General features: G+C 71.9%; 21 protein-coding genes. 6 read left to right on the top strand and 15 right to left on the bottom strand.

The annotated features are described in order from the left end of the window. Positions 1–48: 48 nt before the first annotated feature. Both AC07EG_RS14475 and AC07EG_RS14480 read right to left on the bottom strand, forming a co-directional pair. The gene (locus AC07EG_RS14475; protein ID WP_478253555.1) at positions 49–426 is read right to left on the bottom strand and encodes an antibiotic biosynthesis monooxygenase family protein; all 378 of its coding nucleotides are present in this window, start codon (positions 424–426) and stop codon (positions 49–51) included. 157 nt (positions 427–583) lie between these two features. Beyond that, entirely contained in the window at positions 584–1975 is a 1392-nt protein-coding gene (locus AC07EG_RS14480) for an FAD-binding oxidoreductase (RefSeq protein WP_478253556.1), read from the bottom strand. Positions 1976–2052: 77 nt separating this feature from the next. On the opposite strand from AC07EG_RS14480, the gene AC07EG_RS14485 reads away from it, so the two are divergent. Then, entirely contained in the window at positions 2053–3018 is a 966-nt protein-coding gene (locus AC07EG_RS14485) for a helix-turn-helix transcriptional regulator (protein WP_478253557.1), read from the top strand. A gap of 187 nt (positions 3019–3205) precedes the next feature. Here AC07EG_RS14485 and AC07EG_RS14490 read toward each other — a convergent pair whose 3' ends face one another. After that, positions 3206–3601, bottom strand: coding sequence for an ATP-binding protein (locus AC07EG_RS14490; protein WP_478253558.1), 396 nt, complete (start codon positions 3599–3601; stop codon positions 3206–3208). Between the two features lie 332 nt (positions 3602–3933). Between AC07EG_RS14490 and AC07EG_RS14495 the strand changes: the two genes are divergently transcribed. Both AC07EG_RS14495 and AC07EG_RS14500 read left to right on the top strand, forming a co-directional pair. Further along, on the top strand, positions 3934–4725 hold the full coding sequence (locus tag AC07EG_RS14495) for an MEDS domain-containing protein (RefSeq protein WP_478253559.1): 792 nt from the start codon (positions 3934–3936) through the stop codon (positions 4723–4725). Between the two features lie 8 nt (positions 4726–4733). Further along, positions 4734–5654, top strand: coding sequence for an anti-sigma factor RsbA family regulatory protein (locus AC07EG_RS14500; RefSeq protein WP_478253919.1), 921 nt, complete (start codon positions 4734–4736; stop codon positions 5652–5654). Positions 5655–5680: 26 nt separating this feature from the next. Here AC07EG_RS14500 and AC07EG_RS14505 read toward each other — a convergent pair whose 3' ends face one another. Next, the gene (locus AC07EG_RS14505) at positions 5681–7963 is read right to left on the bottom strand and encodes an Orn/Lys/Arg family decarboxylase (RefSeq protein WP_478253560.1); all 2283 of its coding nucleotides are present in this window, start codon (positions 7961–7963) and stop codon (positions 5681–5683) included. Positions 7964–8567: 604 nt separating this feature from the next. Between AC07EG_RS14505 and AC07EG_RS14510 the strand changes: the two genes are divergently transcribed. Next, positions 8568–8690: a hypothetical protein gene (locus tag AC07EG_RS14510; protein WP_478253561.1), complete on the top strand. Its 123-nt coding sequence runs from the start codon at positions 8568–8570 to the stop codon at positions 8688–8690. 312 nt (positions 8691–9002) lie between these two features. Here the strand turns inward: AC07EG_RS14510 and AC07EG_RS14515 are convergent, their stop codons facing one another. Both AC07EG_RS14515 and AC07EG_RS14520 read right to left on the bottom strand, forming a co-directional pair. Beyond that, on the bottom strand, positions 9003–9617 hold the full coding sequence (locus tag AC07EG_RS14515; RefSeq protein ID WP_478253562.1) for a hypothetical protein: 615 nt from the start codon (positions 9615–9617) through the stop codon (positions 9003–9005). Next, a complete protein-coding gene (locus tag AC07EG_RS14520) occupies positions 9614–11713 on the bottom strand; it encodes an MMPL family transporter (RefSeq protein ID WP_478253563.1) in 2100 nt (699 codons plus the stop codon). Before AC07EG_RS14520 ends, AC07EG_RS14515 begins: the two co-directional genes overlap by 4 nt. A gap of 229 nt (positions 11714–11942) precedes the next feature. Between AC07EG_RS14520 and uppS the strand changes: the two genes are divergently transcribed. Then, a complete protein-coding gene (uppS, locus tag AC07EG_RS14525) occupies positions 11943–13637 on the top strand; it encodes a polyprenyl diphosphate synthase (RefSeq protein ID WP_478253564.1) in 1695 nt (564 codons plus the stop codon). Between the two features lie 178 nt (positions 13638–13815). Here the strand turns inward: uppS and AC07EG_RS14530 are convergent, their stop codons facing one another. Next, positions 13816–14154, bottom strand: coding sequence for a winged helix-turn-helix transcriptional regulator (locus AC07EG_RS14530; RefSeq protein WP_478253565.1), 339 nt, complete (start codon positions 14152–14154; stop codon positions 13816–13818). Between the two features lie 118 nt (positions 14155–14272). Here AC07EG_RS14530 and AC07EG_RS14535 point away from each other — a divergent pair, with 118 nt between their 5' ends. After that, a complete protein-coding gene (locus AC07EG_RS14535) occupies positions 14273–15148 on the top strand; it encodes an alpha/beta fold hydrolase (protein ID WP_478253566.1) in 876 nt (291 codons plus the stop codon). On the opposite strand, the gene AC07EG_RS14540 is transcribed toward AC07EG_RS14535, so the two are convergent. From AC07EG_RS14540 to AC07EG_RS14575, 8 genes are all read right to left on the bottom strand, one after another. Beyond that, positions 15063–15617, bottom strand: coding sequence for a hypothetical protein (locus AC07EG_RS14540; RefSeq protein WP_478253567.1), 555 nt, complete (start codon positions 15615–15617; stop codon positions 15063–15065). The two genes, AC07EG_RS14535 and AC07EG_RS14540, sit on opposite strands and share 86 nt — an antisense overlap. After that, positions 15614–15874 carry a hypothetical protein gene (locus AC07EG_RS14545; RefSeq protein ID WP_478253568.1) on the bottom strand — a complete coding sequence of 87 codons (261 nt, stop codon included), beginning with the start codon at positions 15872–15874 and terminating at the stop codon, positions 15614–15616. Before AC07EG_RS14545 ends, AC07EG_RS14540 begins: the two co-directional genes overlap by 4 nt. A gap of 9 nt (positions 15875–15883) precedes the next feature. Then, positions 15884–16855, bottom strand: coding sequence for a GlxA family transcriptional regulator (locus AC07EG_RS14550; protein WP_478253569.1), 972 nt, complete (start codon positions 16853–16855; stop codon positions 15884–15886). Next, on the bottom strand, positions 16845–17669 hold the full coding sequence (locus AC07EG_RS14555) for an ABC transporter ATP-binding protein (RefSeq protein ID WP_478253570.1): 825 nt from the start codon (positions 17667–17669) through the stop codon (positions 16845–16847). The genes AC07EG_RS14550 and AC07EG_RS14555 overlap by 11 nt, the downstream gene beginning before the upstream one ends. Continuing rightward, positions 17666–18709 (bottom strand): FecCD family ABC transporter permease, encoded by a 1044-nt coding sequence (locus AC07EG_RS14560; protein ID WP_478253571.1) that lies wholly within the window; start codon positions 18707–18709, stop codon positions 17666–17668. The genes AC07EG_RS14555 and AC07EG_RS14560 overlap by 4 nt, the downstream gene beginning before the upstream one ends. After that, positions 18706–19671, bottom strand: coding sequence for an ABC transporter substrate-binding protein (locus AC07EG_RS14565; protein WP_478253572.1), 966 nt, complete (start codon positions 19669–19671; stop codon positions 18706–18708). Before AC07EG_RS14565 ends, AC07EG_RS14560 begins: the two co-directional genes overlap by 4 nt. Then, positions 19662–20258, bottom strand: a complete 597-nt coding sequence (locus tag AC07EG_RS14570) for a DJ-1/PfpI family protein (protein ID WP_478253573.1) — start codon at positions 20256–20258, stop codon at positions 19662–19664. Before AC07EG_RS14570 ends, AC07EG_RS14565 begins: the two co-directional genes overlap by 10 nt. 336 nt (positions 20259–20594) lie before the next feature. Further along, positions 20595–21809, bottom strand: a complete 1215-nt coding sequence (locus tag AC07EG_RS14575; protein ID WP_478253574.1) for an MFS transporter — start codon at positions 21807–21809, stop codon at positions 20595–20597. Between the last annotated feature and the right edge of the window lie 59 nt (positions 21810–21868).

Consider the following 21868-nt stretch of genomic DNA (forward strand, 5'->3'; position numbering starts at 1 on the left):
ACCTGGAACTGCCTTCTTGCCGCTACGAACGGCCGGCGTGGTGATTCGTCATCGTGGTCGTCCCCCACCCGTCGCCGTGGCGGACAACTCGACGGCGACGTCGTACAAGCCGCGGTTCGACGTGATCGGCGTCCGCGGGTCTTCCTGCGCGGCTTGGGTGCGCTTGCGGAACCGGGGGTCAGCGGTGGCCGTCTCCCACGCCTGCTGGCTCGTCCAGCGGGCCACGTTGACGAGCTGGAACCGGGTCTCCGAGCGGCGGGCCCGGTGCAGCCGGGAGTCGATGAAGCCGGGCTTGGTGCTCATGAGCGCGGCACGCTCCTCCCAGTCGGCGATGAAGGCGTCGAGGTGTTCGGCGGATATCTCGAAGATGTTGATGAAGGTCACGGCGGTTTCCGGGGTGTCGGCGCAGTTGCTGTGTGTGGTCACAAGGACTCCAGGGATGAGTGTGGTCAGGTCTGCCGCGCAGTGCGGTGAGTTGCCGGAGGGTGAACACCGGGACAGGACGGCCCGCAAGACGTCTCGAGCCGTGCCGGTGGTCGTGGTGTCCCGCCGGTGGCGGGAGGGGCGATGCCCGCGCCGATCGTCAGCTTGAGGCCGCCGGCTTGCCGCCCGGTGGAATGTTGTAGTTGAGCCGGAAGGTGTTCTGCGGGTCGTGTGCTGCTTTCAGCGCGGTCAGCCGCTTGTGGTCGTCCTCGGTGTAGGCGGTGCGGGTGCGGTCGTGACCGGCGGCGGCCCCGTGGCCCATCAGGTTGAGGAACCGGCCGGTGGTCCAGGGTTCCAGGTCGTCGAACAGGTGCCCGAGGAAGGCGTGCGCGTCGGCTGCCGAGATGCCCTCGAGGAGGATGAGGACCGTCAAGAGGAAGTGCGCGTCGCGCCGGCCGACGGTGTTCGGGTGCGCGGGGCGCCGGGACAGCGCACCGCCGAGGTGGCGCACTTCCACGATGGCGGGCAGCGCGGCCGTGGGGCCGGCGTGCTTGAGGATCGTACGCGCCGTGTCACCGTCCGGATGGGTCAGAAAGCCGTTGTCGGCGGCCCACGGCATCGGAACCGGCGGGTCGTCGTGGATGGCGGCGCTCTGCTCGTAGGGCATGTCGCGCAGGTCTTCCAGGATCCGGGGGCCGATCCGGCGCAGCGGTTCCACCAGGCGGCCGCCGGTCTCGGCGGAGCCGGTGTGGGCGATGCGCACGTGCCACACTCGGCGTCCGCGCATCGGCTCCGGAACCTGCGGGTCGTCCGGGAAGGGGATCAGCGCCACCGATGAGTTCATCTCGTCGGGCACCGTGGTGGTCCAGGCCGCGTACGCCTCCAGGAGGGCGGGGACCTGCTCGGCATCGTAGAAGAGGCCGCCGCCGTAGAGGCGCGTCACCGGTACCAGGCCGAACTCCATGCCCGTGACGATGCCGAAGTTGTCCCGGCCGCCCAGCAGCGCCCCGTACAGGTCCGGCTCGGCCTCCGGGGTCACGTGACGCCGCTGGCCGTCGGCGGTCACCACGTCCATGGCCAGGACCCGGTCGGCCGCCCAGCCGTGGCTGCGTCCGAGCAGCGGAAGCCCGCCGCCCAAGGTGTAGGAGACGACGCCCACGTGCGGGGCGGAACCGCTGAGGGGTGCCAGCCCGTGCCGCGCCGCCTCGGGAATCAGCTGCTCGAAGCGGACGCCGGCCCCGACGTACGCGCTGCGGGTCCGGGGGTCGACGCGCACCGTGCTCATGCGGCGGGTGGTGATAAGCAGTCCGCCCTCACCGGGCACCGAGAAACCGTGCCCGGTGTTCTGCACGGCAACCGGCAGGCCGTGCGCCGCGGCGAAGGCGACGGCCGCCGCCACGTCCTCGGCCCGCGCGGCACCGACGATCACCTCCGGACGGTGCCGCACAGCCAGGTTGAAACCCGTGCGTTCCTCGTCGTAAGCCCCCTGGCCGGGCAGCAGTACAGGCCCCTCACAGCGGGCGGTCAGGGCATCGAAGTCGTTGCGGTCCACAGTTCTGCTCCTTCGTCGGTGTCGACGGGAGTGATCTTGTGGGGCATACCTGACATCCGCCGTCATATTCTGCGCGGGTGAAGTTCGACCGCCTGCTCTCGATCGTGCTCCTGCTCCAGCACCGTCGCCTGGTCGCGGCGAAGGAGCTGGCCGAGCGCCTGGAGGTGTCCCAGCGCACCATCTACCGCGACGTCGAAGCACTCTCGGCGGCCGGGGTCCCGGTGTACGCCGAGCGCGGCAAGGACGGGGGCATCGGGCTGCTGCCCGGTTTCCGCACCGACGTCACGGGGCTGACGACCGATGAGGCACGGGCGCTGTTCGTGCTGGCGTCCCAGAGCGCGCACGCGGCGCTCGGCCTCGACCAGGCCCTCGGCTCCGCACTGCGCAAGGTGATGGCCGCCTTGCCCGCCCCGCACCGCCCGGCAGCCGAGCTGACCAGCCGCCGCATCCTGGTCGACCCCGATCGCTGGCATGCCGCACCACCCTCCGGCACCGACGTGGAAGCGCTCTATGCCGCGGTCCTCAGCGACCGCCGGCTGCGCATCCGCTACCGCCACAGCGGCCGGAGCGCGCTGCGCGGTTACACCGTCGACCCGTACGGCCTGGTGGTCAAGGCCGGTAGCTGGTACCTGGTCGCCGACCACCGGGGCAAACCCCGGCTCTTCCGCGCCGATCGGCTCTCGCAGGTCAGGCTCGCCGAGGCCACGGCACGCCGCCGCTCCGGTGTGGAACTCGCCCAGGTGTGGCAGGACCTGCGGCGCCTGGTGGAGGAGCGCGGCGCCGGCGTCACGGTGGCTGTCCGGGTGCGCCGCGAGTGGCTGGACATGGTGACCCGCATCGCGGGCACCTACTTCGCCGGAGCGCCCGAACCCGAGGCGGGCACCGGTGAGTGGCTGCGGGCGGAACTCGTCTACCCCGTCGTGGAAGCGGTCCGTCACCTGCTGCAGTTCGGCACCGGCGTCCAGGTCGTCGGGCCGCCCGAAGCCCGGGCGGAGATGGCCAGGGCAGCCGCCGAGTTGACCGGGCTCTACCGCGGTTCCTGAACGACGGCCTTGCCCGCAGGGTTACGGCGGCGCACGAAGGGCATCCCGGTGCCTGCGCCCTCTCGCAAGGAAGACCGACCGTCACGGTGGCTCGGCCGATCTGTGCGGGACACCGGTGAAGGCGAGCCGGCGCGGAGCAGGGAGCTGGCTCGGCGAACCCGTGTCCGCCCAGGCCCTGGGGCGCGCCTTATGGACGCGTGACCCGCGACCACGTCATGCGAAGTGCGGTACCCCGATCGCCGACCTCAATGGCCACGTCGTCGGCCAGGGCCTTGATCATCGTCAGGCCCCGTCCGCGGTTCGAGTAGCCCTCGGCGTGCGGGGTCGGCATCCGCCACCTGCCCTGATCGGATATCTCCACGACGAGGCCGTCATCGCACGGCCAGGCGCGCATCTCCAGTGGCCCGGTGCGTTCGCGGTAGGCGTGGTCCACCACGTTGGCCATCGCCTCGTGCACGGCGAGCGCCAGGTCCTGCACCCTGGCGTCGTCCAATTGGAGCGAGCGTGCCCAGGAGGTGACCGCACGCCGCAACGCGGTCACCTCGGCGGCGCAGGCGGTGACCACCCGATGCAGCACGGTCATCGGCATGGACCCGGCCGCAGGGCATTCCGACCGGCTGGCGACGGTGTCCCGCGCTCTTGCTGCCCGTTCCGCAGAGCCGCCCGCGGTTCTTCCCGCATTACCACCTCACGATGCCGCCTTGGTCGTTCGCACACCCGTCTCAGCCCGTTACCCCGGCTGGGGGAACGTGAATACTATCCACCTCAGCACGGCGGCCCCGGACGCGCCACCGCGCGCCCGGTAGACCCGTTCCGGGCACCCCCGTTGTTCCCGGTGCGCGCGCGGGCTAACCTCGAGCGGTGCGGTCGTCGGGCTTGGTAGGACATGCGCGGGGCCTTGGCCCTCATGACCACGTGTGCTGGCGATATGACGATCCGGCGCAGCTGCGCCCGCGGGTCGCGGAGTTCTTGCGGGAGGGGCTCGCACTAGGACAACGCGTGTGCTACACGGGGGCTGCCTCGACCGGCGCGATGCTCGCCGAGTTGCGGGAGGCCGGCGGCATGGACGAGGCGCTGGACCGCGGCGCCGCTGTGGTCGCTTCGCTGACTGACACCTACTCGCCCGATGCCGTGGTCCGGCCGGGCGAGCAGGTGCGTGCCTACGCCGCGGCCACCGAGGAGGCCCTCGCGGCCGGGTTCACCGGGCTGCGGGTCGCGGCGGAAGCCACCCCGCTGGTGCGCACCCCCGCGCAGCTGGACGCGTTCGCCCGGTACGAGCACCTCATCGACCAGTACATGGCCGGGCACCCGTTTTCGGCGATGTGCGCCTACGACGTCGGCCAACTCGGCGAGGACGTGGTCGAGCAGCTCGCCTGCCTGCACCCCAGCACCAACCAGGAAACCGCTCGTTTCCGGCTGCACGCTTCCCCCGGCGCGGCGTTCAGCGCCATTCTGCACGGCGAGCTGGACCTGTCCACCGAGGACCTGCTGAGCACCGCACTGGACCGCGCCGATCTGCCGCTGCGCGGCGAAGAGCTGGTCCTCGACATGGGGGGCCTGGATTTCATCGACCACCGCAGCCTGCTCCAGCTGGTCGAACACGCCCGCCGCCGTGCCGCCGGCTTGGTGCTGCACGCTCCGCGCCCCGGCCTGGAGCGGCTCACCGCCCTGCTCGCGCTCACCGACGTCCGGATGGTCCACGCGTGACCACCACGATGCCCCCGAAGCCTGACCCGTTCGTCCACCCCGCGCTGTTCTACCGCTCCGACGCGGAATACCTGGACGGGCTGGTCCCGTTCGTCACCGAGGGCCTGGAAACCGGGCAGCCGGTCGCCATCGCCGTGCCCGGTCCCCGGGTGCGGCTGCTCACCGCCGCGCTGGGCCCCGCGGCCGAGCGGGTACAGCTGCTCGACATGACCGTGGCCGGGCGCAACCCGGGCCGGATCATCCCCGGCGTGCTGCGCCGCTTCGCCGACCGCCACCGCGACCGGCACGTCCGGATCATCGGCGAGCCGATCTGGCCCGGCCGCTCCGTCACCGAGTACCCCGCCTGCGCCCAGCACGAAGCGCTGATCAACGCGGCGTTCACCGGGCGCGAGGTCACCATCGTCTGCCCGTACGACGTGGCCGGTCTCGAACCCGGCGTGCTCGCCGACGCCAGGAGGACCCACCCGCTGCTGTGGGAGGGCGAACAGCGCTACCCCAGCGCGGACTACGCCCCGGACGGCGTCATCGCCCGTTACAACGAACCGCTCCAGCACACCGAGGACGCTGAGGTCCACCTCGTGACCGCTGCCGCCGACCTGTCCCCGGCCCGGCGGCGGATCGCCGGCCGGGCCCGGGCCCTCGGCCTGCCCGCGACCCGGATCGCGGACCTGGAACTCATCGCCACCGAACTCGCGGCCAACAGCCTCCGCCACGCCGGTGGGCCGTGCGAACTGCGGATCTGGCGCGAAAACGACGAGGTCGTCTGCGAAGCCCGGGACACCGGGCAGCTCACCGACCCCCTGGCCGGCCGCCGACCGGCGGAGGCCTCCTCGGGTCGGGGCCTGCTCCTGGTCAACGACCTGGCCGACCTGGTGCGCACCCACACCAGCGCACAGGGCACCACCATCCGCGCCTACTTCCGCCCGTGACCCGGTGAACCCTCGGCCGGATCGCGTCAACGGCGCAGGCAAGTGATCCAGTAGTCACCGGCGTCGTCCCTGGTGACCCCGTGCGTTTCGCTGGGAAATCCGGGGAATTCCCGGTCGAAGGCCTCCAGCGAGCCCAGGTACCGCAAGGTCGGGTCACCGGGGTCACCGGCGTTCTCCCCCGGCATCAGCACCGGGATCCCCGGTGGCGTGGTGACCACCATCGTCGCCACCGTCCGACCGGCGAGCTCGGCCAGCCGCACCGGTTCGGTACCTCCCCGCAACAGCCGCTGGTAGGTCTGCGCCGGGGTGAGCACCGGCCGCGGGGGGTGGGTGAAAGCGTGGTCCAGCAACGGGATCAGGTCGCTGGAGCGTAGTTGGGCGTGCATCTGCTCGCACAGCTCCCGCACGCTCAGACCGCTGTAGCGGTCCGGGTACTGCTGGACCAGGCCGGGGAAGACGTCCAGGACGGGGGCTTCGGAGTCGTACAGCGCCTTGAAGTCCAGCAGAGCGTCGATCAGGGTTCCCCACTTGCCTTTGGTGATCCCCATCGAGAACAGGATCAGGCAGGTGTAGGCGTCGGTCTTTTCCACCACGATGCGCCGCGTCTCGAGGTACGCGGTCAGGATGCGCGCCGGGATCCCCTGTTCGGCCATCGTTCCCCGGGCGTCCGTACCGGGGCAGGTGATGGTCACCTTGATCGGGTCGAGCAGGCAGTAGCCGTCCTGCATCCCGGGGAATCCGTGCCAGTCCGCGCCGGGCACCAGCGTCCAGCACGCCGGTTCGGTGCGCAGCAGGTCCAGCGGTGCGTCGGCGAAGGGATACCGCTCACCGGTGGCCGGATCGGTGACCTCGTCGGGCTGCCAGGTACCGAAGAACCAGCCGGGCCGGTCCCCCGCCGCCGAGATGCGCTGGCCGATCTTGGCGACGGCCTGGCGGAACCGGATCGCCTCGGTGATCGCCTCGTCGGTGAGCCACTGCCCGCCGGGCCCGTCCATCATGCCGGCGGCCACGTCCAGGCTGGCGATCATCGGGTACGAGGGCGAGGTGGTGGCGTGCATCATGAAGGTCTCGTTGAACTGCCGGTGGTCCACTGGCGAACGCGGGGAGTTCTTCACGTGCACCATCGAGGACTGGGACAGAGCGGCGAGCAGCTTGTGGGTGGATTGCGTGCTCAGCATCGTGGGCCGTGACGGCCCGGGCAGCGAGCCGGCGTCCACAGCCATGGCGTAGCGCCCGGCGTAGAGCGGGTTGAACCGGGCGTAGGCGAACCACGCCTCGTCCAGGTGCAGCCGCGGCACACTGGGCCCCAGCAGTTCGGCCACCCGCACGGCCTGATAGCACAGGCCGTCGTAGGTGGAGTTGGTGATCACCGCGTACACCGGGTCCGGTCCGGCGGCCCGCTCCGCCAGCGGGTGCCGGGCCAGCTTGCCTGCCACCGCCCCGGGGGTCAGCTCGGCGGGCGGGATGGGCCCCATCAGCCCGTAGCCGTTGCGGGTGGGCACCAGGTAGACCGGCCGGCCGCCGGTGATGGTCAGCCCGTGGTAGATCGCCTTGTGGCAGTTGCGGTCCACCAGCACGAGTTCGTCGGTGGCGATACTGGCGTGGCACGCGATCCGGTCGGCGGTGGAGTCACCGTGCAGCACGAAGTAGGTCAGGTCCGCGCCGAAGATCCGGGCCGCGTTGCGTTCGGCGTCCCCGATGGGGCCGGTGTGCTCGAACAACGAGCCCAGTTCCGCCACCGAGATGGACAGATCGGTGCGGAACAACCGTTCCCCGTAGTAGTCGAACAGGGCCCGGCCGACCGGGGACTTCAGGAACGCCACACCGCCCGCGTGCGCCGGGGTGTGCCAGGAGTACTCATGGGTGTCGTCGAACCGGCGCAGTTCCCGGAAGAACGGCGGTAGCAGCTGCTCCTGGTAACGCCGAGCGGCCACGTCGATCCGGCCGGCGATGAAGTCCGGGGTGTCTTCCAGCAACCACACGTACCCGCAGACCACTTCGGACACCCACAACGGCAGGTCGTCCACCCCCGTGCCGGTGGCCACCAGGAACACCGGCAGTTTGCTGAACCGGCTCATCAACGCCCTGAGCACGGTTTCGGCGGCTCCACCCGGAAGGTCCCAGCCCACCAGCGCCGCCGACAGGTCCGCCCGGCTCTGCGTCAGCGCCAGCGCGTCCCGCTCGGTATCGGCACGAACCACGTCGTGCCCGTCTTCCGCCAGCCGCTGGCAGATGCCCGCCAGCTGGGCGGCCATCACCGAGCTGTCGTCCAATTGCCCGAGCGCCAGCAGAACCGTCGAACCCGGCACGATGACCCTCCCTTTGACCGACCTCGCCCAGGATTGCAACGAACGGCCCCGTGGTCCATGGGCCGAATGGCTTAACCGGTCCGGTATCGTGCTCGACCTGCCCTACCGCGAAAGCTGCCGTTGCAGATTCACCCGGTCAGTGAAAAAAACTTCGGACGTTCGCGGCGGCTCAGCGAACACCGCCCGGCCGAATCGGCAAAGCGCTCCACAGCAGCGTCTCCGGTGAAGGGCACAGCATGCCGCATGTGTAACACACGACACCGCGATACCCGGTTGTGCGACGCGCAGGGACGCCATTCGCTCACTTTTCCATCCCCGCGGCGCAGCAATTGTTCGGCGAAGTTCTCCGGGTTGCCCGGCGGCGATGGCCAGCACGCAGGCCGGATAGGACTTCCGCACGAAAGCACAGCGGATCCGGCCAGGGGCCCGAAGCGGCCCCGAAGTGGTTGGCTGGATGCCGGAACCCCCCAGCGCAGACCTTCGGTCGCGCGCGTTGGAGGCCATTGCCGATTCGGCGCTGAGCCACCCGGAATCCCGGCAAGTTGCTCGTCGCGCTGCTCGGGGTCGACACCGCGACCGTGCTGCGGCACGACCCGGCCGCCGGGTGCTGACCGCGGTCGCCTCCTCCGGCATCGAGGAAGAGGTCTTCCAGGGCGTCCGCGTACCGGTCGGCGGCGGGTTCGCCGCCGGCCGCCGGCGCCGGACCAGGTCGATCCGGACACCGTAGTCGGCCGCCTGCTCCGGGAACGCGGCTTGGCCGCCCGGCACGTGCCGGGCACGAACACCGGGGGGCGGCGGCTGGTACCGCCCGGCGGCCGGATCGGGGGTCGTGGCGCCGCAGTGACGACCGAACTCGTCGGCCGGGACCCGGTACCGGACGGCATCGCGGTGCCCCGCCCCTGCGGCGGCGACACCAGCTCGGTGGCGGTGCAGACGCCGCGAGTGGCCGTGACCTCGCGCGGCCGCCGGGTGCAGCCGGCTTCCAGCACGTTGCGGGCGATGGGGATCGGGGAGCCCGGCACCGGGAGCCACCGGCCGATCAGGCAGCCGGTTGGTCGGGGAAGAAGACCCGGCCGGTGCCCCAGACCCTGTCCACGCCGTCGGTCGAGCAGCGGCTGAGGTCGTTGGTGAAGAACACGACGCCGACGTACAGGCCCAGCATGCGCCCCTTGGTGATGCGGCCGGCGACCAGGCTTTCCGCGGTGCTGTTCTCGTCGACGGAGTCGATGATCGGGGTGATGGTGGACGTGCCGAGCAGGGCCCCGTCGATTCCGCGCCAGGTGATCGTGGCGGTGCCCTTGATGGCTTCGGCACGCGTGCAGTCAGCCAGCGCGGAACCCGAGAAGGTGAGCACCCCGGTGCGGTGGGTGGCGGGTGAGCCGTCGTCCTTGATGCAGTCGGTCAGCTGGTAGGTCGCCTTGGTGCTGACGGTCTCCCTGGTCTGCCGGACCGCGGGCGTGAAGACGACCGGCTGGGTCTCGGGCACCTCGATCCGGCAGGCCGGGCCGGCCGCGATCCGTGCTTGCCCGGTCGTGCCCGGTGGTTGCGAGTGGCCGGTCGCGGACACTGCGGGCAGGGCGCCGAACACGACTGCGGCGATCCCCGCGGCGAGCGCGGTGCGGCGGGTCCACTTCGCGGTGGTGGAACTGGTCATGCTTTGACCTCCTGTTGTTCCGGGCGGTGTGCTCCGGACGGCGGTGCGGGCGCGACGGTGGTTGCGGTCGGCGCAGGGGGCAGCAGCCGGGCGAGGGGGGCCGGGAGCCACCAGTTGCGGTCACCGAGCAGTCGCATCAGGGCGGGGACCAGCACGAGCCTGATCAGGGTGACGTCGATGACGATGGCGGTGACCGCGGCGAAGCCGAGTTGCCGCAGGTCCGGTCGGGGCGTGAAGCACAGGCCCACCAGCGCGACCACCATGACGGCGGCGGCGAGGGTGATCGGCTGGGCGGTGTGCCGGAGTCCGTGTGCGACGGCGGCTTCGTTGTCACCGGTGGTGCGGTAGCGCTCGGCGACGCGGTGCACCAGGAAGACCTCGTAGTCCATCGACAGGCCGAAAACCACCGTGAAGATCGCCACGGGCAGCAGTGCGTTGACCACGCCGTCGGAGGTGTGCCCGGTGACCGCGGTCAGCAGGCCGAAGGCGGCGCCGAGGGTGAGCAGGTTCATCACGATGGCCTTGAGCGGGATCACCAGGCTGCGGAACACCAGCACGAGCAACACGAACGAGCAGGCCAGCACCAGGGCGACCACCTGCCAGAACCGGCCGGCGATCTCCCCGGTCAGGTCGGTGATGATCGCGCTCGGACCGGTCACGTACAGCTTCTGCCCCGCGGGCAGCAGGCGCGGGCCGAGGTCCTGGCGGATGTCACGGACCAGGGCCGCGGACGCCGGGCTGTCGACGGGATCGCGTTGTCCCACGATCAGGACGGTGAGGTCGTCGCCGTTGTCCGCGGGAACGACGAGCGAGACGCGCGGGTCCTGCCGCAGCTCGCGCAGCAGCGCGTAGACGTCGGCGGGACCCGCCTGCGGGTGGTGTGGCAGCACGAGCACCGCCGTGCCGGCGATCTGGTCGCCTTCCATCCGGGCCATCCCGTGGCCGGTACCGGAGTCCGTCAGCGCGTCGCGGTCGAGGCGCAGGCCGAGGTCAATGCCCAGGGCCGGCACGGCCAGCACCGTGAGCACGAGGCCGCTGCCGAGGACGTAGCGCCACGGGTGGCGCATGAGGTGCCGCGCCCAGCGTTCCCAGCCCCGCCCGGCCGCCCGGTCACGGCGCACCCGGCCCCGGTCCAGCAGGCGGTCCATCCGCGGCAGCAGGGCCGCGGGCAGGGTCAACGCCGAGGCCATCGCCGCCGCGGTCGCCAGCAGCGCGCCCGCCGCGCACGTCCGCGCGGCCGTGACCTCGACGGTGAGCAGGGCGCACGCGGCGACCGCGATCACCAGACCGCACCAGGCGACGGTGGTCCCGGCCGTGGAGATCGACTCCACCGCCGCGTCCCGCGGAGGCGCGCCGCGGGCCCGGGCTCGGCGATAGCGGAGCAGGATCAGCACCGAGTAGTCCAGGCCGAGGCCGAAGCCCACCGTCATCATGGCGGTCAGCATCGTGACGTCGACGGGGACGACCAGGCTCAGCACGGCCAGCACGCCCAGGCCCGTGAGCACACCCGCGCCGGCGACGAGCAGCGGCACCGCCGCGGCGCCGACCGTGCCCAGGCCGATCACGAGCACCACGGCCGCCAGTGGCACCGCAACCATCTCGATGCGCCACAGGGCGGACGTCTCGCCGCGCACCATCTGGTCCAGCACCGGCGTCACCCCCACCAGGCCGACGACCATGTGGCCGTCACTGGCCCGGTCGACCACCTGCTGCACGGCGGTGCCCAGTTCCCGGGACAGCAGCTGGCGTGCGCGATCGTCCCCCGTGACACCGATCGCCAGGTGGTGGTGGTGCGGGTCCTGCGTGTCCGTGGCCGGGATCGGGACCGCCGAGCCCACCTCCGGCCAAGCGGTCGCGGCACCCACCGCCTGGTCGACCACCTGCTGGTAACGGGTCTCGGCGGCGAGCCACTCGGCGGAGTCGAAGGCGAGCATGAACTGCTCGTCGCCCAGCGCGGGGAACCCCTCCACCACCAGGTTGCCGGCGTGGTGCGACTCGGTGTCCGCCGCGTTGATCGACAACGGCGCCGCGGCGCCGAGCAGGAGGGGCAGGAGCGCGGTGGACGCGGCCGCCAGGGCCACCCACAGGGAAATCACGATTCCACCGCGGCGGACCACGACCCGTCCCAGCCGATTCACCTTGCTCCACCCGGAATAGGGTTCCGCGATCCACGAGCGGAACGTTGTCAGAATTTGTTTTCCGAAATCGCACGCTACCACCGTCCACGCTCCACAAAAGAGTGCAACAAACCACCCGAAAGGGTTGAGACGGGTCACGAATCGCCTCGGCTACCATTCGCCGACATCGGCATGAAAGGCAGGCGCGATGGACCAGCAATTGGCATTGGCCGGGATCGGCACACCGGATCTCCGCGAATCGTTCCGGCGCTGCGAGCGCGAATTGCGGGACGACCTCGCTCCGCTATCGGTCGCGTCGGCGCTGTTGCCGGCGCAGGTCCGGCCCCACGTCCACGCGGTGTCCGCGTTCGCCGCACGAACCGATCACCTGGCGGACGAGATCAGCACGGCCGGGGCCGCCCACGACCTCGAACGGTGGTGCGCGGACTCACTCGAAGAACTGCGCGCGGGCCACAGCGAGCACCCGCTGCGGCGGGCGTTCGTGCACACCGTGCACCTGTGGCACCTCGACGTGGAATTGATCGAGGAAATGCTGGAAGCGCTCTCGGCGGACAGCGCCGCGCCACCGGCGTTCTCCACGTTCGCCGATCTGCGCCGTTATCTGCGTGGAGTCGCCGGAACAGCAGCCGAGCTGCTCACACCGCTGCTGGAGCCCACCGCGGACGACCCGGTCCTGCCGCGGCGGCTGATGTCGACGCTGGGCGAGGTGTTCCAGCTGGCCGACATCCTGCAGGACTTCCCCATCGACCTGTCCCGGGGCCGGTGCTACCTGCCGATGCGGGATCTGCGGCGACTGGGCCTGTCCCAAGACGACCTGCGGGCACGAGGACACCGCAGCGCACTGAACGAGCTGGTCGAACTCCAGGTCCGGCGCACGCGCCAGCTGCTGGACCAGGGTGCGGCGGTGGTGCCCCTGGTGCACCCGTCGAGCCACCCGTTCCTGCAGACGTGCATCCAGGGGACCCACGCGTACCTCGATGAGGTCCAGCGACGCAAATCGGCCGTGCTGCGCGAGAGGATCCCGCTGCCGAAGGCGGTATCCCCGCTCTCCCTGTCGAACGCCTTGCTGTCGACCCGCCCCGTGGCGTCCCGAACGTCGAGGCCGGGACGGCTACGGCGCTACTTCGCCCGGCAACGCTCCCCCCGGCCCTTGAACACGGTGACGGCGCCCAGCCACATCGCGGTGATCATGGACGGGAACCGGCGGTGGGCCGCCGACCGGGGCAGGCCCCCGGTGGACGGCCACCGCGCCGGCGAGCACGCCTTGCAGCGACTGGTCGACTCGGCGCTGGAACTGGGGATTCCGCACGTGAGCGTCTTCGCGTTCTCCACGGAGAACTGGGGGCGCGCCTCCACCGAGCTGGAAGCGCTCATGGACTTGTTCCTCGGCCTGGTCCAGCGGAACCTCCACCGCTATCACGAGCTCGGGGTACGGGTGCGCTGGTGCGGTCGCCGCGATCGCGTCCCGCCGCGTCTGCGGGAAGAGAGCGAGGCAGCGGAAAGGCTGACCGCGGGCAACCGCAGGTTGTCGTTCACGTCCTGCTTGGACTACGGGGGGCGCGCTGAAGTGCTCGACGCCGCCAGGGCCCTGGCCACCGACGCGGCCGCCGGCTTGGTCCGGCCCGAGGAGATCGGCGAGGACGACCTGGTGCGGCAGTTCTACCTGCCGGACCTACCCGACGTGGACCTGCTCATCCGGACCTCGGGGGAACAACGGACCAGCAACTTCCTGCCCTGGCACACCGCTTACGCCGAACTCGTCTTCACCGACGTGCTCTGGCCCGACTTCGACCGCCGTCACCTGCTGGCCGCCATCGATGAATACTCCCGCCGCCGGCGCCGCTTCGGCGCCGACCAACCGAGCACCGTGACGACCGCCTGAAGGCTGGCCGCGATCCAGGAACCGCGCTGCAACCCCTGCGACCGTCGGCAACGGCACCTCCGGGCTCAAGGCGCTCAATGGTCCGGGGTGCCGGTGATGCTCACCGGTCACCAGCGGCAGTTGCCAGCTGCCGCTCCGCCGGGAAGCAGCCGGCTGGGCGAGCCGGCGACGCGGGGACCTAGCGGTTGTCGTACGCCTCGCGGGCGGCGTCGATGTGCGGCGAGTGCGTGATGCTCCACTCGAGCAGCGGCGCGGTGGCCTCTCGCAGGGTCCGGCCCATCGTGGTCAGCTCGTAGCTCACGTGCGGCGGCATGACGTTGCGGACGGTGCGCGTCAGGATCCCGTCGCGCTCGAGGTCGCGCAGTGTCACGGTGAGCATCCGCTGGCTGATGCCGTCGATGGCCCGTTTGAGTTCGGTGAAGCGCCGCGGCCCGTCCTTGAGCACGCGCACGACCAGCAGCGCCCACTTGTCCCCGACGATCCCGAGTACTTCGCGGGCCTGGCACGGGTCCTGCATGGTTACCTCCAGAGAACCGGGGCACCGGAAAGTGCCGTATTGCCCGGTGCGCGTCGTGCGGATCATGCTGTTGCCGGTTACCGAAGGGTACCGAGGCACGAGGAGGAACCACACGATCATGGCCACCTTCCTGCTGGTACACGGCGCCTGGCACAGCGGGCGGAGCTGGGACCGGGTGGTGCCGCTGCTGGAGTCGGCCGGGCACCGCGTGCTCGCGCCGTCGCTGAGCGGCTACGGCGACAAGGCACACCTGCTGGACCCCGGAATCGGGCTCCACACCCACATCGACGACATCACCACCCTGATCCGCGACGAGCGCCTCGGCGACATCGTGCTGGTCGGGCACAGCTACGCCGGAATGGTCATCTCCGGGGTCGCCAACCGGGTCCCGGAACGGATCGCGCAACTGGTCTTCCTCGACGCGATGGTCCCCGAAGACGGCGAAACCGCGGTCGACGTCCTTCCCGTCACCAAGCAGCTCATCGACCTCGCCGTGGACGGCTGGCGGGTGCCGCCGATGCCGGAGCAGCCACCGCCGCTCGGCCTGTTCGGGGTCACCGATCCCGACGACGTCGCCTGGTTGCGCTCGATGCTGTCGGACCAGCCGGTACGGTGCCTCCAGGAACCGGTCCGGCTGGACAACCCGGCCGCGCACGATCCCGCGCACGCACATCCACTGCGTCGGGGACACCCCGGCGGGCATCACCCGGCGGCCCGTCCCGGCAGGCGAGCGGGTGCGCGAACTGCCAACCGGCCACGACTGCATGATCACCACGCCCGCCGAGCTCGCCGAACTGCTGCTCGGCACAGCGTCGTCGCGATGACCGCCTACGACCCGGCGCGCCGTCCCACCCGGACCACCCGGCCCCAATCAGACGCCGGGCAGGCTTACCGCCACGTCGGCGAGGTCACGGTGTCCAGCCGCGGGCGGTCTGCTCCAGGACGTCGACGAGCTCGCGGGAGACGACCTCCAGCTGGCTGCGGCTGCCGATGATCGGCCGGGGGTAGGGCGCGCTCGGGTCCGGGCCGGGCTCGCCGCGGGCCCGGAGGATGTTCCGCGCGATCACGTGCAGCATCTCGGATCCACCCTGCGGCTCGCCGCGCACGAGCACCACCAGGGCGCACTCCAGGGAGTTGAGCCCCCGCCCGAGCCGGATCGCCGAGCTGCACACGGCTTGCCCCGCGGCGACCTCCACGGTGAACGACCTGTGGCGCGGGCCCGGAAATCGGGAACCCCGCGAGACCTCGGCCCCGGCCGCCCGGAAAGCCTGGACGAATTCGCCCGTGGGCAGCGGGGCGAACGCACCGCTCGTGGTCAGCAGTGAGTCGTCCTCGCGGGCAACTGCCGCTTCCGCGGACCAGTCGCGCCCGGCGTCGCACCAGCGGTACCACTTCGCCGCGAAATCCGTGCGCGCCAGCGCACCAGCCAGTGGGGAGAGCGCAGGATCGGCCGTACCGGTCACGGTCGGTCCACCAGTTCGGCCCGGACGGCCCGCCACTGCTCCCAGCACCGCTCCGGATCGAGGTCGGGGTATCCGCGCTGTTCCGCCATCGCCTCGGCGAGCGACCTGGGCACGCGGATGCAGGTCGCCCCGTCACGGAGGTCGAGGACCTCCTCCTCCGTGAGAGGATCGCCCTTCGCGCGTTCCGCAGCCAGCAGCACCGCGACCAGGGCGGGCGAGAACTCGAAGACGAGTTCGTCCTCTTCGGACCTGTCCATGCCCGGATGCTAGCCGGGGGCCGGCCGGAAGGCGTGCCGGTACCGCTGCGGTGTCGTCCCGAGATCCTGGCCGAAGTGCGCGCGCAGGGCGTTCGCGGACCCGTACCCGCTGCGCTCGGCGACCTGCGGGACCGGCAGGTCGGTGGTTTCCAGCAGGCGACGGGCGAGTTGCAGGCGTTGCCCGCGCAGCCAGCGCGACGGGCTGATCCCGACCTGTTCCTGGAACCGCCGGGTCAGCGTCCGCACGCTGAGCGCGGCGTGCTGCGCGATGTCGGCCAGGGTGAGCGGCTCGCCCGCGTGCGCCTGCATCCACGCCAGCGTCGCGGCCAGCGAGCCGGTGTCGGCCGGTGGCTCGTTCCCGGGGATGAACTGGGCTTGACCGCCGTCGCGGATCGGGGCCATGACCACCACGCGTGAGGCGGTGGCGGCCACGGCCGCGCCGAAGTCGCGGGCCACCAGGTGCAGGCAGAGGTCCAGGCCCGCGGCCACCCCGGCCGAGGTGAAGACGCGGCCGTCGCCGATGAACAGCGCCTTGGCGTCCACGGTGACCTCCGGGTGGCGCGAGGCCAGTTCGGCGGCGGTGGCCCAGTGCGTGGTGACCCGGCGCCCGGTCAGCACGCCGGCGGCGGCCAGCACGTGCGCCCCGGTGCAGATCGACACCACCCGCGCGCCGCGGGCTGCCGCCGCCCGCACGGTGTCGAGCAGCTCACCGGGGACCCGGTAGGGCGCGGCGAGCCCGGGGACCAGCACGGTGCCGGCGTCCCCGGCGGCGTCGAGCGGGTGGGGCACCTCGATGTCGAAGTAACTGGTCCCGCCCGCGGTGGCGGAAACCGCCCGGCGGGGCCCGCAGACCAGCACTCGGTAGGGGTGCGAACCGTCGGCGAGGCGGACGGTGCCGAACACCTGGCACGGGATGGACAGGTCGAACCCGACCACGCCGTCGGGCGCGAGCACCGCCACCGTGTGGGGATCAGCCGGCATCGACGGCCCGCCGCGCGCAGCTCCAGTGGCAGGCCAGGCGCGGGCACACGCACGCCGGGCGCAGCGCGAACCGCGGTCCGCCGGTCACCGGGTCGATGTCCACCGCGGACTCCACGCCGAACACCTCGCGCAGGGTGGCTTCGGTCAGCGTGCTCGCCGGGGTACCGGCTGCGGCCACCCGGCCGCCGGCCAGGACCACCACCGCGTCGGCGTAGGTGGCGGCCAGTTCCAGGCCGTGCAGCGCGGCCAGCACGGTGACGCCCAGTCCGCGCACCAGTTCCAGGAACTCCAGCTGGTGCCGGACGTCGAGGTGGTTGGTCGGCTCGTCGAGCACCAGCAGCCCGGGCCGCTGCGCCAGCGCCCTGGCCAGCAGCACGCGCTGCCGCTCCCCGCCGGACAGCTCGGCCAGCCGCCGCCGGGCGAACGGGTGCAGGCCGGTGCGCTCGAGCACTTCGTCCACGATGGACCGGTCGGCGCGGCCGAGGCGGTCGAACGGTTTCAGGTGCGGCGTCCGGCCCTGGGCGACGGTTTCGGCGACGGTGAACTCGAAGCCGGAGTGCTGTTCCTGCAGCAGCACCCCGGTGCGGCGGGCGGCTTCGGCCGCGGGCAGCTGCCACACGTCGTCGCCGTCGAGCAGGATCCGGCCCCGATCCGGCCGCCGGGCCCGGAAAACGGTGCGCAGCAGGCTGGACTTGCCGCTGCCGTTGGGGCCGAGCAGGGCGGTGAACGAGCCCTCCGGCACGGTGAGCGAGACGTCGTCGAGCACCTGCACCGGGCCGAGGGCGAGGCTGACGCCCGAAACCACCAGGCTCATGCCGCTCCTTCCAGCCGCTGCCCGCGCCCGCGCATGACCAGCAGGAACAGCGGGACGCCGAGGAAGGCGGTGACCACCCCGATGGGCAGTTCCGCCGGGGCGATGACCAGCCGGGCCAGCACGTCGGCCCAGACCAGGAAGATCGCGCCGAGCGCCGCCGCCACCGGCAGCGCCCGCCGGTGGTCGGCGCCGACCACCATCCTGGCCAGGTGCCCGATGATCAGCCCGACGAAGCCGATGCCGCCGGACACCGCCACCACGGTGCCGGTGAGCAGGGTGGTCAGCATCAGCAGCTGCCACCGCAACCGGGGGGCGTGCACACCGAGGGCGGCACAGGCGTCGTCACCGAGCACCAGCACGTTGAGCCGCCGGGCCCGCGCCAGCAGCACGCCGGTGGTCGCGGCCACGACCAGCGCGGGCACCGGGAGCGCCGGCCACTGCGTGCCGGAGAGCCCGCCGAGCAGCCAGAAGATGATCTGCTGCTGGGCGGCGGCGTCGTTGGTGCTCGCCAGCAGGAACGAGGTGACCCCGCTGAACAGGTGGGCGCACGCCACCCCGACCAGCACCAGCCGCAACGGCAGCAACCGGCCGTGCTGGCGGGCCAGCGCCAGCACGAGCACCATCGCCCCGGTCGCCCCGGCGAACGCCAGCACCGGCACGGTCAGCGTGCCGAGCAGCGTGACACCGGAGGTCAGCACCAGCACCGCGCCGACCGACGCGCCCGAGGACAACCCGAGCAGGTGCGGATCGGCCACCGGATTGCGCACCACGCTCTGCACCACCGCGCCGGCGAGCGCGAGCCCGGCGCCGACCAACACCGCCAGCAGCACGCGCGGGAAGCGGAACTGCCAGATCACCACCTCCGCGGTGCCCGGCCCGCCGGTGCCACCGGAGAGCCGGTCGGCCAGGATGCCGAGCACTTCCCCGGCGGGCACGCCCACCGGGCCGATGCCGGTCGCGACGAGCACGCTGACCACCAGCACCGCGCCCAGTGAACCGAGGACCGCCAGGTAGCGGTGCGTGCGCTCGATGGTGGTCACCTCGCCCCCGGGTGCAGTCCGGCGGTGAGCTGTTCCAGGCCGTCGACGTTGAGCGGGGTGGGAAAGCCGACCAGGTACTGGGAACCGCTCAGGATCCGGCCCTGCCGCGCCGCCGTGGTCGATGCCAGCAGCGGATTGGCCTTCACCTGCTCGACCAGTTCGGCGCCGGTGGCCTTGGCGAAGCTGAAGTCGGTGATCACCCAGATCACCTCGGGATCGCGTTCGGCCACCGTCTCCGGTGAGACGTCGGCGTGCATGGCGGTCACATCGGCGAAGACGTTCTCGCCGCCGCCGAGGCGGATCAGCGCGTTGCCGATGGTGCCACCGCCGAGGGATTTGACCGGCTGCCCCGGCACCGGGTTGTCGGCCAGCGCGAGCACCCGGGGTTTCGGCGCGGTGCCGACCCGGTTCGCCACCGCGGACTCACGTGCCCGCAGCTCGCCGATCAGCTGGTCCGCGCGGTCGGTCACGCCGAAGACGCGGCCGAGTTCGGCGAGGAAGTCGTAGGTCACCGACAGATCGCCCGCCTGCCCGGCCTGGCAGGCCGCGATGCCCACCGCGCCCATGGTGGCCAGGTCGGCTTCCTTGGCCGTGCCGGGCGGGCCGCCGAAGCTGGAGAAGGCGGTCACCACCGCGTCCGGCCGCTGGGCGGCGACGACCTCGGTGACCGGGATCGAGTTCTCCGCCAGCACCGGGATCCTCGCCAGCTCGGCGCGGAACGGCTCACGTTCGGCGGTGAACGGCCCGGTGAACCCGACCCCGACGATCCGGTCGCCGAGCCCGAGCCGGACCAGTGACTGCGCCGCCCAGCCGTCCAGCGCGACCACCCGGCGTGGTGGCCCGGCGATGGTGCGCTCGTGCCCCCGGCAGTCCGGCACGGTGACGGCCCCGGCCGGGGCAGCCGCCGGGCTGCTCCCGCAACCGGCCAGCAGCAGCACGAACGCGAGCGCGATCACCCGCACGAGACCGGCCGCCGATCGTATTCGAGCGCCTTCGCCACGGACGTGGCGTAGCCGGGGCCCGCGAACCGCTCCACCAGGTGGAGGCCCAGATCGAGACCGGAGGTGATACCGGCCGCGGTCACCAGGTCACCGTCGTCGACCACGCGTTCCGGCTGGTACCGGCCGCCGGCCCGCACCAACTCGGCCGCGGCCCGGTGGTGCGTGGTGCACGGCCGTCCGGCGAGCAGCCCGGCCGCGGCGAGCAGGAAGGCACCGGTGCACACCGACGCGAACACCAGCTCCTGCCGCGCCGCCGCGCGCAGCGCCTCGGGCAGCACCCCGGACCGCAGTTCGGCGTGCACCCCGGCGCCGTCCCTGGCCGCGTACCCGCCGCCCGGGACCAGGACCACGCCTGCCCCACCCGGCGCCCAGTCCGCCGTGGTGCCCAGCCGCAGCCCGCCCTGGGTGGTCACCGAGGTGCCTGCCAGCGCCACCACCCCGGCCGAAATCCCGGCACCCATCCGCCTCGCCATGTCGAGCACCTCGAAGGGCGCCACCACATCCAGGTCGTCGACGCCGTCGAAGACCAGCACATCCACTCGAATCACACCTGCAGATCCTCACCGACGCCGCGCCACCCGGGGAGTGGCCAGCGAGCCAACATCCACCCGTTTCCGGCCACGGCCGTGCGCCCACCGTTCTCCAGAAGAGTCGGCCAGGAGGACGGCGAAGTTCCCGGAGAATCGGCCACAGGCCGGGTGGAGCGAGCTGCCCCGCCCCTGACGCCCCGTGGGCGCCCACCGCCACACAGTCCGCGTCGACGCGCCCACATCCGACCGGGCAGCAACTCCGTGGCGGTGCCGGGCGCACGGCACCGGGCAGAGCCGCTCGTGCCGACTCGTCGACCCCGAGCCGGTAGAGGTCCGCGTGGTTCCGCGCACTGCCTAGGCATCGGGCTCCGACAGGATGCCCGGACGCGCACCGGGGATGGTCGGCTGCCGCTCCTCCGCTCTGCCCAGCACCGCGAGGGCCAGGGTCACGGTGATCGATCCGGCCGCCATCAGCGTCATCGCGGTGGCCGGAGAGGTCAGCTGGGCCAGCGTGCCCGCCAGGGCGGCGCCGATGCCCTGCAGGGCGGTCATGCCGGTGGCGTGCAGGCCGAGAGCTTGGCCCGTGAGGGCGTCGGGGGTGAGTGACATCAGGCGTTCCTGCAGGACCAGGCTCGCGGCGAAGCCGGCGGAAGCGACGGTGGCGGCCACGGCCGACAACGCCGTTCCCGGCTGCAGGACGAAGAACAGGTAGGGAGTCGCCAGCAGCAGGCGCAGCGGGGTCGCGAGACGGGGGCGCACCGCGGGCGGTACCAGGCGGCCCACCACCAGGTCGCCCAGGAACATGCCCAGCGCCCCGCAAGCGTAGAGCGTGCCCGCGGCATCGGGGGCGTAGGAGACGTAGAGCGAATCGCTGCCGACCACCAGGCCGTTGGGGACCCACAGCCCCAGATAGGTCAGGCGCCGGGGGCGTGAGGACCACAGCGTTGCGTTGGTCCGCCAGGTCGCCGAAACGGACAGGCGGCCGGAAGAGCGGGGCGGGCGGCCCGTGAGTCCCAGGCGGGTGACGAGGGCGGACAGCACGTACAGCGCCGCTGCCAGGAGCAGGCAGGACTGCGGGGACAGCAGTGTCAGCAGTGCGCCGCCCGTCGCGAAACCCGTCACCTGGATCAGGCCCCAGAGCATGTTGTACACCGAACGGCCAAGGACGTAGCCGTCCTTGGCCAGGATCTCGGTCAGCAGTCCAGCGCGCACCCCGCCGCCCAGGGACGCAACCAGACCCTGCAGGAGCACGACGGCGAAGATCGCCCAGATCGGCAGGCCGGGCAGCGCCGGCACCGCCGTGCCGGCCGCGAAGGCGAGGGCGAGGCCGCACAGGATGGCTCGCGGGGGCAGGCGGTCAGCACCCGACAGCAGGAACGCGCCCCCCAGCAACTGCGCCAGTTGCGGGCCGAACATGCTCACCGCCGACAGCAGCGGGGAGCCGGTCGCCCGGAAGACCAGCGTGCCGAGGGCCAGGCCGCCGATCGTCTGGGCCGCGGCGAAAGCGGCGAAGGAAAGCAGGAACGGGGTGAACTCCGGGGCTCGGAACAGGGAGCGGTAGCTGCGCACGCGTCGGATTCTCTTCAGCGGCTCAGGCGTTGTTTACTGTTTCGCCGACACGCGAAAGG

Source organism: Amycolatopsis sp. NPDC045836, from assembly GCF_056431745.1.

Bases quoted from the DNA above. Each gene is read 5' to 3' on its own strand.
- AC07EG_RS14530 (WP_478253565.1), bottom strand. From the start codon at position 14,154: ATGCAGGACCCGTGCCAGGCCCGCGAAGTACTCGGGATCGTCGGGGAC.
- AC07EG_RS14550 (WP_478253569.1), bottom strand. From the start codon at position 16,855: ATGCCGGCTGATCCCCACACGGTGGCGGTGCTCGCGCCCGACGGCGTG.
- AC07EG_RS14500 (WP_478253919.1), top strand. From the start codon at position 4,734: ATGCCCCCGAAGCCTGACCCGTTCGTCCACCCCGCGCTGTTCTACCGC.
- AC07EG_RS14545 (WP_478253568.1), bottom strand. From the start codon at position 15,874: ATGGACAGGTCCGAAGAGGACGAACTCGTCTTCGAGTTCTCGCCCGCC.
- AC07EG_RS14515 (WP_478253562.1), bottom strand. From the start codon at position 9,617: ATGACCAGTTCCACCACCGCGAAGTGGACCCGCCGCACCGCGCTCGCC.
- AC07EG_RS14490 (WP_478253558.1), bottom strand. From the start codon at position 3,601: ATGACCGTGCTGCATCGGGTGGTCACCGCCTGCGCCGCCGAGGTGACC.
- AC07EG_RS14555 (WP_478253570.1), bottom strand. From the start codon at position 17,669: ATGAGCCTGGTGGTTTCGGGCGTCAGCCTCGCCCTCGGCCCGGTGCAG.
- AC07EG_RS14535 (WP_478253566.1), top strand. From the start codon at position 14,273: ATGGCCACCTTCCTGCTGGTACACGGCGCCTGGCACAGCGGGCGGAGC.
- uppS (WP_478253564.1), top strand. From the start codon at position 11,943: ATGGACCAGCAATTGGCATTGGCCGGGATCGGCACACCGGATCTCCGC.